13 protein-coding genes and 2 pseudogenes are annotated in these 12,190 nt (G+C 55.6%); 1 reads left to right on the plus strand and 14 read right to left on the minus strand.

Translation table 11 applies throughout. The annotated features are described in order from the left end of the window. Positions 1-306 precede the first annotated feature (306 nt). From JFT91_RS21305 to JFT91_RS21345, 9 genes and pseudogenes are all read right to left on the minus strand, one after another. Entirely contained in the window at positions 307-963 is a 657-nt protein-coding gene (locus tag JFT91_RS21305; protein WP_201234029.1) for a DUF2931 family protein, read from the minus strand. Between the two features lie 32 nt (positions 964-995). Next, on the minus strand, positions 996-1,655 hold the full coding sequence (locus JFT91_RS21310) for a DUF2931 family protein (RefSeq protein WP_201233753.1): 660 nt from the start codon (positions 1,653-1,655) through the stop codon (positions 996-998). 11 nt (positions 1,656-1,666) lie between these two features. Beyond that, the gene (locus JFT91_RS21315) at positions 1,667-2,347 is read right to left on the minus strand and encodes a DUF2931 family protein (protein ID WP_201233754.1); all 681 of its coding nucleotides are present in this window, start codon (positions 2,345-2,347) and stop codon (positions 1,667-1,669) included. After that, positions 2,334-2,991, minus strand: a pseudogene (locus JFT91_RS21320) (DUF2931 family protein). The gene JFT91_RS21315 and the pseudogene JFT91_RS21320 overlap by 14 nt, the downstream one beginning before the upstream one ends. A 32-nt stretch (positions 2,992-3,023) precedes the next feature. Beyond that, entirely contained in the window at positions 3,024-3,680 is a 657-nt protein-coding gene (locus tag JFT91_RS21325) for a DUF2931 family protein (RefSeq protein ID WP_201233755.1), read from the minus strand. Next, complete coding sequence (locus tag JFT91_RS21330; protein WP_201233756.1) at positions 3,680-5,221, minus strand: T6SS phospholipase effector Tle1-like catalytic domain-containing protein; 1,542 nt, start codon at positions 5,219-5,221, stop codon at positions 3,680-3,682. Before JFT91_RS21330 ends, JFT91_RS21325 begins: the two co-directional genes overlap by 1 nt. A gap of 137 nt (positions 5,222-5,358) precedes the next feature. After that, positions 5,359-5,720 (minus strand): annotated as a pseudogene (locus JFT91_RS21335) (DUF6124 family protein). 386 nt (positions 5,721-6,106) lie between these two features. Further along, the gene (locus tag JFT91_RS21340; RefSeq protein WP_201233757.1) at positions 6,107-6,445 is read right to left on the minus strand and encodes a hypothetical protein; all 339 of its coding nucleotides are present in this window, start codon (positions 6,443-6,445) and stop codon (positions 6,107-6,109) included. A gap of 365 nt (positions 6,446-6,810) precedes the next feature. Beyond that, positions 6,811-7,173: a DUF6124 family protein gene (locus tag JFT91_RS21345; RefSeq protein ID WP_201233758.1), complete on the minus strand. Its 363-nt coding sequence runs from the start codon at positions 7,171-7,173 to the stop codon at positions 6,811-6,813. Between the two features lie 753 nt (positions 7,174-7,926). On the opposite strand from JFT91_RS21345, the gene JFT91_RS21350 reads away from it, so the two are divergent. Next, positions 7,927-8,664, plus strand: coding sequence for a carbonic anhydrase (locus JFT91_RS21350; RefSeq protein ID WP_201233759.1), 738 nt, complete (start codon positions 7,927-7,929; stop codon positions 8,662-8,664). A 341-nt stretch (positions 8,665-9,005) separates the two neighbouring features. Here JFT91_RS21350 and JFT91_RS21355 read toward each other — a convergent pair whose 3' ends face one another. From JFT91_RS21355 to JFT91_RS21375, 5 genes are all read right to left on the minus strand, one after another. Continuing rightward, positions 9,006-9,530, minus strand: coding sequence for a GNAT family N-acetyltransferase (locus JFT91_RS21355; protein WP_201233760.1), 525 nt, complete (start codon positions 9,528-9,530; stop codon positions 9,006-9,008). 141 nt (positions 9,531-9,671) lie between these two features. Further along, positions 9,672-10,151 carry a GNAT family N-acetyltransferase gene (locus JFT91_RS21360; RefSeq protein WP_201233761.1) on the minus strand — a complete coding sequence of 160 codons (480 nt, stop codon included), beginning with the start codon at positions 10,149-10,151 and terminating at the stop codon, positions 9,672-9,674. A gap of 13 nt (positions 10,152-10,164) precedes the next feature. Then, entirely contained in the window at positions 10,165-10,380 is a 216-nt protein-coding gene (locus JFT91_RS21365) for a DUF4287 domain-containing protein (RefSeq protein WP_201202873.1), read from the minus strand. A gap of 271 nt (positions 10,381-10,651) precedes the next feature. Next, complete coding sequence (locus JFT91_RS21370; RefSeq protein ID WP_201233762.1) at positions 10,652-11,230, minus strand: LysE family translocator; 579 nt, start codon at positions 11,228-11,230, stop codon at positions 10,652-10,654. Between the two features lie 68 nt (positions 11,231-11,298). Then, positions 11,299-12,138 (minus strand): AraC family transcriptional regulator, encoded by an 840-nt coding sequence (locus JFT91_RS21375; protein WP_201233763.1) that lies wholly within the window; start codon positions 12,136-12,138, stop codon positions 11,299-11,301. Positions 12,139-12,190 lie beyond the last annotated feature (52 nt).

Raw genomic sequence — 12,190 nt, forward strand, 5'->3', positions numbered from 1 at the left:
CTGGGCTAGTCTCGGAAACACCGAAGCCATAACCTTGCTTCCTGTTCCGATGCCCGCGAGCAACGCTGATTGACGGACGACACCATCAACTTGCTAAGGAATATCTACCCATGCGTGCCACGTTTTTTGTTCGATGATTGATTGTCAAAGGCATCAAATACGAACAGATAAGTCTTCCCAAAGATACCTGGGGTCATCTCCACCAGATTTTGGGCGGTCCGATTTGACAACCCGACAAAAGCAAAACGCCCAACAGTGCAATCGCTGCCTTCATCACCTAAGCATCCATTCAGGTACGTGTCACGACTACCAACTTCCGTATGGAATGCCGAATTTCTCAATGTAGCGTTTGGATTTTTCACTAACCGGGTATGCGTAACGTCCTTGATTCCTGCCCTGACTAGGACCTAACGGTTCGATCTCGGCTTGGGCCTTACCCACTTTGATGGGGCGATGGCACGAGTCCCGAACAAAAACCTGAACAACGCCTCCTGGAGCCAAGCCCAGATAAATAAACGCGCTGTAGCTGGCTTGCTCTTCCGGCGTTTCAGGGCAGCGCTGATTTACTGATTTCACCATCAACTGTCTCGCCTCTTCAGGCACGTCGACCCAAACCTTATACGTCTGCGGTTCAACAATGGATTGCCAACGTACATAAATGCGCTTGGGCAGATCAGCACCAATCACTGCTTTTGAGGCAGCGCCCACAGCGTGCCAGCCTCGTGCGGATTCCTTACCGTTTTCTGGCTCCCCACCTGCGGCTGTACCTCCTCCGGTGCGTCTGAACAACTTGCCGTTTATGTCTTCGACGGCGCTGTCCTCTACCCACACCTTCATGTAGTAGGGCTCAGTGAACGCGAGTTGCCATGACTCGGATTTGGGATCGTTTTTGGCTGACAGAGGATCAGCAGATTGGCAGCCCACCATGAATAGCGCGCACAGTAGCGTCACAAGAGCTTTCATTGCCAAATCGTCCGTTAGGGTACGTTTCACGACTACCAACTTCCGTATGGAATGCCGTACTTGTCGATATACCGTTTGGCTTTTTCACTGACGGGATAAGCATAGCGCCCGTCGTTCTTACCTTGGCTAGGACCCAACGGTTCAACCTCGGCTTGGGTGCGTGCGACTTTGACCGGGTGATTACACGAGTCCCTGACCCAAACCTGCACCACACCACCAGGGGCTAGTCCTAGATAGACCGACGCAATGAATCTACCTTCTTGATCCGGTGTTCGCGGGCAAGGTTGATTGACGGATGAGACCATCAACTGCCGGGCCTCTTCAGGAATATCCACCGACGCCTGCCACGTCTTCTGTTCCACAATCGATTGCCAACGAACCCAAATACGGAGGGGTAGATCTGCCCCTACGACTCTCTTTCCGCTGCCGCCTACCCCACCCGTCCACCCCCGGGCTGACTCTGTGCCATCTTCAGGTTCTCCTCCCGCAGCGCTGCCGCCGCCAGTTTTGTGGAAAATCTTGCCGGTGACGTCTTGAACAGAACTGTTTTCTACCCAGACTTTCATGTAATCCGGCTCAACAAAGGCCAACTCCCACCACTCGGATTTCGGATCGCTCTTAACCGAAAGTGGATCAGTAGCCTGGCATCCCGCGACCAACAACATGCACAGCATCGAAATGAGTTGCTTCATTGGGTTTCGGTTTACCAACTCCCATACGGAATGCCGTATTTATCGATATAGCGCTTGGCCTTTTCACTCACTGGATAGGCATAGCGATCACCATGCTTTCCCTGCTGCGGGCCGAGTGGTTCGATCTCGCCTTGGGCATGGGCAACTTTGATTGGGCGGTGGCACGAGTCTCTGACCCAAGCTTGAAGCACACCGCCCGGGGCTAACCCCACGTACAGCGTCGCCATGTATCGGGCAGTTCTTTCCGGGGTCTCGGGGCAGCGTTGGTGTGTTGACTTCACCATCAGCTGCCTCGCTTCTTCCGGAATTTCTATGAAGCCTTTATAGGTTTTTTGCTCTGTTATGGACTGCCAACGGACGAAGATAAGTTTCGGAAGGTCAGCGCCGGTCACAGACATTCCGGAACCACTAACGGTACCCCAGCCACGCGCAGACTCTGTACCATCTTCAGGCTCACCTCCGGCGGCTGACTTCCCGCCGACTCTGAAAAACATCATGTTCTTGATATCCAGAACTGAGCTGTCTTCCACCCAGATTTTCATGTAACTGGGCTCAACGAACCCTAGCTCCCACCAAGGAGACTTAGGGTCTTCGGCTCCCGAGTCGAAGCTTCCAGTTTGGCAACCCGCCAACGATAAAACGCCCAACAGGACGATCGCTGATTTCCTCACCCAGCGCCTACCAACTTCCATACGGAATCCCGTATTTATCGATGTATTGCTTCGCTTTTTCGCTGACCGGATAGGCGTAGCGACCACCGTGTTTTCCCTGTTCCGGGCCTAGTGGTTCAATCTTGGCTTGACCCCGAGCAATCATTATCGAGTTCCGACAAGAATCACGGACCCAGGCTTGAAGTACGCCTCCCGGTGCGAGCCCCACGTAAAGTGACGCCATGAACCGAGCTGGTTTTTCCGGTGTTTCCGGGCAACGCTGGTGTGTGGACGTCACCATCAATTGCCTGGCTTCCTCTGGAATCTCGATGAAGCCCGCGTAGGTTTTTTGCTCTGTGATGGATTGCCAACGAACGAAGATTTGTTTGGGAAGCTCTGCGCCAGTCACAGGTTTACCTGTTCCTCCCACTGTCCCCCAACCACGGGCAGACTCGGTACTGATGTCGGGTTCGCCGCTGGCAGCTGTGCTCTTGCCGGCTCTGAGAAACACTCTGTTATTGATATCTTGAACGGAGCTGTTTTCTACCCAGACTCTCATGTAGTTCGGTTCAACGAACACTAATTCCCACCAAGGATATTTTGGGGTCGTTTTCACCAGATTCTGGGCCTTCGATTTGGCAGCCCGATAAAAGTAAAACGCCCGACAGTGCAAACGCTGCCTTCATCACCTAAGCATCCATTCAGGTACGTGTCACGACTACCAACTTCCGTATGGAATGCCGAATTTCTCAATGTAGCGTTTCGATTTTTCACTAACCGGGTATGCGTAACGTCCTTGATTCTTGCCCTGACTAGGGCCTAACGGTTCGATCTCAGCTTGGGCCTTACCCACTTTGATGGGGCGATGACACGAGTCGCGAACAAAAACCTGAACAACGCCTCCTGGAGCCAAGCCCAGATAGATAGATGCGCTGTAGCTGGCATGCTCATCCGGCGTTTCTGGGCACCGCTGACTCACTGATTGCACCATCAGCCGTCTAGCCTCTTCAGGTACGTCAACCCAAACCTTATAAGTCTGCGGTTCAACAATGGATTGCCAACGTACATAAATACGCTTGGGCAGATCAGCACCAATCACCGCTTTTGAGGCAGCACCCACAGCATGCCAACCTCTTGCGGACTCTTTACCATTTTCTGGCTCCCCACCTGCGGCTGTACCCGCCCCCGTGCGTTTGAACAACTTGCCGTTTATGTCTTGGACGGAACTGTCCTCTACCCAAACCTGCATGTAATCCGGTTCGACGAAGGCCAGTTCCCACCATTCGGACTTGGGGTCATTCGTTCCGGAGAATGGGTCAGCAGATTGGCAGCCAGTCATGAACAACACGCATAGCACGGTCACAATTAATTTCATTACCAAAGCGTCCAATCAGGTACGTGAGGATGTTGCACGCGAATCGAGTCTGCCGTAGGAGCGTTGATGTAGACAGCTCTTATACCGCTACCATCTCTGCGCCCAAGAGGGTGGTTCCAGTTTGCAGAGGTGTGAATGTACTTCAGTTTCAGAAGCTGTTCTTCCTCAGAAGTGACGTTGTAGTCCTTGGCCAAGAACCGATCACACAGCGCTTGTAGTTCTGAGGGGATAGCCAGGTCTGGAGTGTCTGGGATGTCTTTAAACCGAACGCCCTTCTCTTTTGCCAATTGGTGCATTACTCGCAGATAAACCCTGGACAGCATGCCGCTTACAGGGCGTTTGAGCTGGACCGCAGCGTACACGCGCTTCATGCGTGGGCTTAGTTTTTCTTGCGGGCTATTGGGCATCGGATCCGCCTCTGACGTCACGACTTCGAGCATTTCAGCAGGCCAGCCTTTGGCCAACCATTGGCTTTTGGCGTTAGCAGCATCGCGGTAGATTGAGGTAGTTGTTACATCCGTATGCAGAGGCACTGCCAGTGTTTGCATGGGAGTGACAAGAACACATTCCTGCGCATCCTCCAGGTATCCGCCGCCGATGTCGGAGTGCACTCCCGGCAGGGTTATCTCCATATGATCGGCCTTGACGCGACTGAGGGCGAAGTTGGCTCGGCATTCGTCACGGGCAGACAGTTGGACGACATCAGTAAAGAATTGCCGGTCGAGGTAAAGTTTGACGCCCGTCGCAATGGAGCTTTTGATGTTCCCGAAATTTGACCAGCCGGCAATCGATGGGACGGTATCGAACAAACCGATAAAGCCCACATTGATGTCGCTTTTATATTGGTCGTTGAATTTGGGACCGAAGGCTCTTGGCAGGTTTCGCAGAACGGTACCAAGTGGCCCGCGACTGGTGCGGACAATCTCGTTGGCAAAATGTCGGGCGGCGGCCGCGCCACGACTGAATCCGAACGTATCGAAGGTCAGGGAAGTGATTTCACTTCCTGGGTTATCGATCAAAACCCGACTAATGGCTTGCTCAATTTTTGGAAACGAGGATTCGACGCGTCCAGCCACACCCGTTTCTCCGCGTCCAGTCCCTGCACCAAACTTACTGTCCTCTTCGCCGGAGCGCGTGCCGATACCCTCGACATAGACAACGCGTGAAGTGCTCTTTTTTAGGCCCTCTCCTGCGGCCTCTGGTACGGAGTCGTACAGTTCGCTCAGTTTTTGCACATTGCTGGTGTCGTTGCCATAGCTGCTGTCCGGATTTTTCATGAACGGCTTGCAACTGGCATCAATGTCTTCGGCGGCAATTGGATGATGGGCGCCGCACAGCAAGCCCGCAGCAGCATTACTAGCGTTATTGCCGGTACCGTCGAAGAACACTCCGATACGCAAGGCAATGCCGATTTTTTCACGCGCCGACGCAGGCTCTTTCCCGTGCTTCTCATACTCAGCCCAACGCTGGGCATGAATATCGACGGGTTTGGCTTCCGCGTAGCGATGGTTTTTTGGTGGGTTGGGGACGTAACCACTCAATCCTTGATTCCTTGTTCTGATCCTTGAAGAACGGCGCGAAGGGTGACAGTCGAGGATCAGGGACGCAAGGCGTGGCCCTTTGCTAGCGCGAGGGGAAATCGGGTTTGACGAGGGTTTCCCCTCGTCATGTTGGATGGCTATTTGGGGATTTCGACGTTATCCAGCGCTCGGTTTACTGCGAGTTCGCCGAGCATCACGTTCTGCGCAATGCCGAACGCAGTCTTGCGGTGGGACTTGTCGAACTCGGGGCGAAGTTGATGAGCATTGCACTGGCCGAACCGAGGGCTTTGCTGTCGTTGGCCAGGAGCGATTCCGTGTCGTACTTCGGGTTGGCGAGGTACATGGGTTCGGGCTCGTTGGTGCTGGCCATGATTTGGTCGGAGGGTTTGAGGTAGTGGTCGAGGGCGCGCTCGGCGGCTTCGTGGAATTTCTTGGAGTCGGGGGATTCGTAGGGGGATCCCGGGTCGGTTACTGGCGGGTTCGGCGTTACTTTGAACATAGATGAAGCTCCTAACACATTTAAAGGAGGCTTCACCCTTTCGCTACCAAACGAAGGGTGGCGGCCATGCACAGGTTGGTAGACCGGGTGTTAGGATCCGGCGCGCCCTAGGACGCCCTGTACATGACCACCATAAATCCGAAACGAAGAAATCTCGGCGATGGTGGAGCTGTACATCTAACACCGGGCTACCAAACCCGATCACTGTTTTTCAGTGACCGACAAACGATAGAACCCGCGCCCCAGACGCACAAGCCGGCGGATTCTGGCGTAGTCGTAGGCGATGGCGCAAGGATTTGTAGGGCATGACCAGCAACGTACGACGCGCATTAAACAAACGCGTCGTTTCTTGTTTATAGGCCAGTAGAGGTATTAGAGACTGAGATTCAATGCGTCTCAAAAGAATTCCACTGGTGCGTATCAAGGGCCAGCGCGCAGTAGGGTTCAAAAACGTAAAGCTCAAGCGCATTTTCGATGGCAATTGCTGCCACCTGGAGTGTCTTTAAATAGGATTGGGCCTCTATGAATGAGGTACCGAATAAGGCGTCATCCATTGCCTTCGCGCGCGTCAGTTTGGAGATCGTTCGATCTGGGTGCTTAGCCATCGCTATTCGAAAAGCCAGGCTGGCGTCGAAATGTGTTTTACCGAAGACGTGCTGACGAAGCCGACTGACCACACTTCTGGAAATACCCACGTAGATAGGCACCCCGTTGTCGATCAGCACATAGCAACCCGAAAAGTCATGTGCCAGATCGAACTGTTTTAGCAGCGATTTAGTGCCAACTCCCGGAACTGAATGCCTCCATCTCTCGCGGATCAGCCAGAGCGCTTTTCATTCTGCGCATGTGGCCGGGCAGTACCGTTGTGGCTAACGCTTCAAATGTGTGCGGGCATTCATGTAATGGCATTCGAAAAAAGCTCGCTCTATAAGTAGATACCAACGCTAGCGCGGCAGATCGGCTGATGACAAGCCATGTAATACACGCCTGTTTGAAACAACATCTGAAACATAATTGATTGAAATACGGCGTATCTGGATAGCTCTCTGCAGCGAAGAGCAAAGGCGATCGCTGCAGAGAGCTCTAATTTCTATTTCGGTAGTTCGACGTTGTCGAGTGCCCGGTTCACGGCGAGTTCGCCGAGCATGACGACTTGGGCGATGCCCAGTGCGGTTTTGCGGTGGGAGGTGTCGAGCGTGGCGGCGAAGTTGAGGAGCATTTCGCTGGCCGAGCCGAGGGTTTCGCTGGCGTTGGCCAGGAGCGATTCCGTGTCGTACTTCGGGTTGGCGAGGTACATGGGTTCGGGCTCGTTGGTGCTGGTCATGATTCGGTCGGAGGGTTTGAGGTAGTGGTCGAGGGCGCGTTCGGCGGCTTCGTGGAATTTCTTGGAGTCGGGGGATTCGTAGGGGGATCCCGGGTCGGTTACTGGCGGGTTCGGCGTTACTTTGAACATGGTGAAACTCCTAGTTAACAAAAGAAGCTTTCACATTCGCTACCAAACGAAGGTGGCGGCCATACGCGGGTTGGTAGACCGGTAACTAGGACCCGGCACACCCGAAGGTGTCCTGCGCATGGCCACCATTGAGCAGAGACCTGACAAGGTCTGCGAACGGTGCGCGATGCGACTAGTTATGGCGGGCTACCAAACCCGATCACTGTTTTTCAGTGACCGACAAACGATAGAACCCGCGACCTAGACGCACAAGCCGGCGGATTCTGGCGTAGTCGTAGGCGATGGCGCAAGAAGTTGTAGGGCGCAGGTGGTGTTCTGATGTTTCGTTTAAACAACCTGATTCTCTGCTGTTTATTTCGCTCGGTTTTTGGCGCGTGGTTTACAAGCTCAGGCAGGAGTCGCGGCTCTGCGATGCAAAACTCGAAACTCAGTTGAATTTGCCGAGGTAGGTCAGGTTGGTTGTGCTCTGCGGAGAGCGCAACATCGGTTCGACTTCGGCAATTGCTGAACGCCGCTCGCCCCAGATGGCATTCGCACCCACCACGATGAGGTGGCTGAATGCTGTTGCTTTTGATCCCGGCTTCAGCCTTTCGGAGTGGTCCTGTATATCAACATAAGTCCTACCACCTCCGCTCAGAACCTTCTTCCCAGGTAACCTCTTCGATCGACATTTTCGTGTTTTCGGAAATGCTGCTAACGGCAATCTGCGTCCTGGGTTAATTTGTCTCAATGCCACAATCCAGGAATTGAACAATGAATCAATCTGACCCGCAGCACCCATCCCGCCGCATGCTGCTCAAGCGCGGAGCTGCCCTTTCAGCATTAACGATTACTGGAGCGGCCGGATTAACCATGCCTTCAGTCTCTTTTGCAGCAGCGCTTAGCAAAGAAGAGCGAGATAAAATGACGCCGGATGAGGTCATTGAAAGCCTGAGATCCGGCAATCTGCGTTTCCGTGAAGGCAAAACGCAAAAGCATGACTATTTGGCGCAGAAGCGTGCCAGTCAAAACGGGCAGTATCCGTCAGCGGTAATTTTAAGCTGTATTGATTCGCGCGCCCCGGCGGAAATCCTGCTGGATGCCGGTATTGGTGAAACGTTTAACTGCCGCGTGGCTGGCAATGTGGAAAACGAAGACATTCTCGGCAGTATGGAATTTGCCTGTGCTTTAGCAGGGGCCAAGGTAGTAGTGGTGATGGGGCATACCTCCTGTGGTGCGGTGAAGGGTGCAATTGCCAATGCCGAACTGGGAAACCTGACTGGATTGCTGAGCAAAATCAAACCGGCAATTGCTGAAACGGTATACGCAGGTGAGCGTACGGCTGACAACTATGACTTTGTCGATTCCGTTGCCCGCACCAGCATCAAAATGACGATGGCCGATATCCGTCAACACAGCCCGACCCTGAACAAGCTTGAGCAGGATGGGAAAATAAAAATTGTAGGCGCTATCTATAAGCTTGTGGGTGGAGAGGTTGAGTTCTTTACCTGAAAACAAATGATCGTCAGCCTGGCCATGGCCGCTTTCGATTGCAAACGCTACGGCTGCAGGTCTTCCTCTGAATTACGCAGTGGCCGCAGCTCACCTCGGGCGACCTCATCTGGTACTGCGAAGGAGAACCTGGAAGGCACCGACGATGAGTGCCAACTGGATGCAATGAATACGAAGACTGATCGCTGAACGCTCCCGGTTGGTTCGTTCTGGAAGTGATGGGGGATTGGGCGGACGCCTTCGCGGGTAAGCCCGCTCCCACAGGGATTTGTAGCTGGATTTGAATTATCAGTGAGTGGGAGGCATTGCGCTCGGGCCCACTGTTTTTTATTCCGGCAGCATCATTGGGTTGTATTTCGTTGGATTCGGAACACCAGGCTAGGGGCTTTGCCCGGCACGTCGTCCAGCAGTCCGAAGCGGCGCAGGCCGATTTTCTCCAGCACCTTTATCGACGCCGCGTGATCAGGCCTGACCAGGCCGAACACTTCGGGTAATCCGAGGTGGTCGAAGGCGTGGGTCAACGCGGCTTGCCCCGCCTCGGTTGCATAGCCGTGGCCCCAGGCTTCGACGGCGAAGCGATATCCGAGGTTGATCACCGGTTTTCCCAGATAGTCATGCGTCGCGATGCCGGCGAATCCGAGGATGTGGTCAGGGGACTGGGCACTGGTGATGGTCCACCAGCCGTAGCCGTGGGTCGCCCAGTGTTTAAGCCAGCGTTCAAGCAACGCTTCAGCCTGGGCGAGGTCAGTCATTGGCCCGGCAGGGTTGAACAGGTTGGTTTGCGGGTCGCCGAAGATTGCAAACACGGCGGGCAGGTCGGCGAGTTGCGGTTGCCGGTATATCAAGCGTGACGTGGTGGCTGACATGATCAAAAACCTTGGTGGTAGATTCTCGGAAACACAGGTTGGCTCGGCGGGCGCCATCGCGAGCAGGCTCACTCCTACAAGTGCCGGGCTGGGCGGACGTCATCGCGGGCAAGCCTGGCTCTCACAGGTTTCGCGGGTTGCTCAGGGTTTTTGTTGTTTCATGTGAATGAGCGCTGAGCGACCGCCGTTCGGTGCCGGTCGCTCTTCGATGGCGAACGGCACGAAGCCGAGTTTCGGGTAGAGCAACAGGCCGGCGGTGTTTTCGTTGAAGCAGGACAGTTGCACTTCGTTGGCCTGGTACTTTTCGAAAGCCAGTGCCGTCATCGTTTCGATGATGTATCGGGCGACGCCTTGGCCTCGCGCATAGGGCGCGACGATGACGTTGCCGATGCAACAGATACCGTTGTGTTCAGCGCGGTAGAAATTGGCGAAACCGACGAACTCGCCGTTGGCCAAAAATGCCGTGGAGTCGAAACGCTGGCTGATCGCGGTGTGCATCTGCTCTGCCGTCAGCGGGTACTGCGCTTTCGGGAACATGAAGTACAACTCTTGAACGCCCTGCGGAAAACCGCAGATGGTTGTGACATCGTCGGCCGTCACTGGCCGATGGGAGAAGTTCATGGCTGCCCTGCCCTCATTTTTTGTCCTTGGCCAGATGATGCGCGACCAGTGCGTTGGCATGGCCGTGGCCCATGCCGTGCTCATCTTTGAGCCAGGCAACCAGCTCCATGTGTTTTTTGTCGGTGACGCTGGCGAGCAGACTCAACCAGTGGTCGATGGGCTGGCCGTACTTCTTTTCGATGGACGGAAAGTAGGATGCCGGGCCTTTGACTTTGTTGTCTTCGCTCATGCTGCAAGCTCCCTGTGGTCGCGACGGAGAGTCGGCTGACGCTCCTTGTCGGCATGCCATAGAGTGGACGCGAGAGGTAAATCCGGCAAGTGGCCCGAGCTGCTCGCTCACTTCGAAATGAGTTCTGCCATTCTCTGCAGGTCAGTCTTGCCGGAAAACTGTAGGCCTTCGCCTGCTCGCGATGGCGTCTGTTCAGTCGATATCATTATTGACTGATCCACTGCTATCGCGAGCAGGCGAAGGCCTACAGGGGGTTGCGTGCGTTCGAAGATCAGCTGTGCAGGATCGCTGTCGCGGATGAGACCACCAATAGCACGGCGAGGATCCGGTTCAGCCAGCGCAACTGCGCAGAATTACTGAGCCATCGCGCCGCGCCCCGGCCGAGCAATGCCCAGATCGCGAGGCATGGCAGCGATACCAGAAAGAACACCAGGCACAGCGCATTCAAGCCCTGCCCTTGCGCGGTGAAGACGCTGATCACGGCAATGGCCATGAACCAGGACTTGGGATTGACCCATTGCAGCAGTGCCGCGCCGATCAGGCCCATCTCGGCTTTTTCTTCCTCGGCGGCGGCATCGATGTCGGTGACCGGGGCCGTGAAGATCTGCCAGGCCAGCCACAGCATCCAGCACAGTCCGAGGCCGCTGATGATCGGGCGCACGCCGGGCAGCATCAGCGTGCTGGCCCCCGCGCCCGCGACCCAGACGAGCGAAGCGGCGCCAACGCCCGCGCCCAGAATGATCGGCAGGCATGGCCGCCAGCCGCGTCGGGCGCTGGTGCTGAGGACGATCAGGTTGGTCGGGCCCGGGGTGATGGAGGCGACGAAGGCGAAAAGGATGAATGCAAGCATGGCGCGGCCCTTTAGGAAGTCAGGGCCTACTGTGGCGGCTGGAGCGCGCGTGAGTCTTGAACGTTTGTTCAGCGTCGAATGGTGCCAACGGCGCGCTGTTGATAGGCGCCCGGGGTGATGCCATAGGCGCGCACAAACCAGCGGCCCAGATGGCTTTGATCAGCGAAACCGAGGCGGCTGGCGACTTCTATTGGCTGCACACCCGCAGCGAGCATCTGCCGGCCACGGCTGAGGCGCAGTTGAATCAGCCAGGCGTGCGGCGCCAAACCATAGGCAGCCTTGAACGCACGGGTCAGGCGGAAACGGTCGGTGCCGCAGACCTCTGCCAGGGTTTGCAGACTGATGTCCTGTTCGTGATAGGCCATCAGATAGTCGCGGGCCTGTCGGGCGATCAAGGGTGCGCGGCTAGCGGCGGTCGGCTGCGGGCGTCGGTACAAATGACTGGCGAGGCGCTCCAGAAACGAGTCCAGCGCGACGTCCCGCACCATGCGCACGTCTTGCTGATGCAGCGCGTTGAAGGCGAACAACGTGGCGCGGGCCAACTCGGGGTCATCGTTGATCACACTGCCGATCCCCGGCAAACCACTGCCGAAACGGCCCAGGTGCAAGCCGTCCAGCGCCTGCTCCAGCCAGGAAGGCTGCAAGTACAGCATGCGATAGGTGAAGCCGTCGGGGCTCGGCGCATCACCGTCGTGGATATCACCGGGTTCAAGCATGAAGACCTTGCCCGGCGTGCTGTCATGCCGCGCCCTGCGGCTGTTGAAGCGCTGCACGCCTTGCTCGGTGAAACCGATCAGGTAGGTTTCGTGCCAGTGCGGATCGTACGCGTGCGCGTGCCCGGCGAAATGCGCGTGCAGGGTTTCGATGCCGGTTTCCCGGTCGTGAGTGAGGTTGATCCAGTTGCTCATGGCTTGAATACGGTGATGGGCTGGGGCCAGTAATCCACAATTGGCGAATCGA

The sequence above is a fragment of the Pseudomonas sp. TH08 genome, assembly GCF_016651275.1.
Lineage (GTDB): Bacteria > Pseudomonadota > Gammaproteobacteria > Pseudomonadales > Pseudomonadaceae > Aquipseudomonas.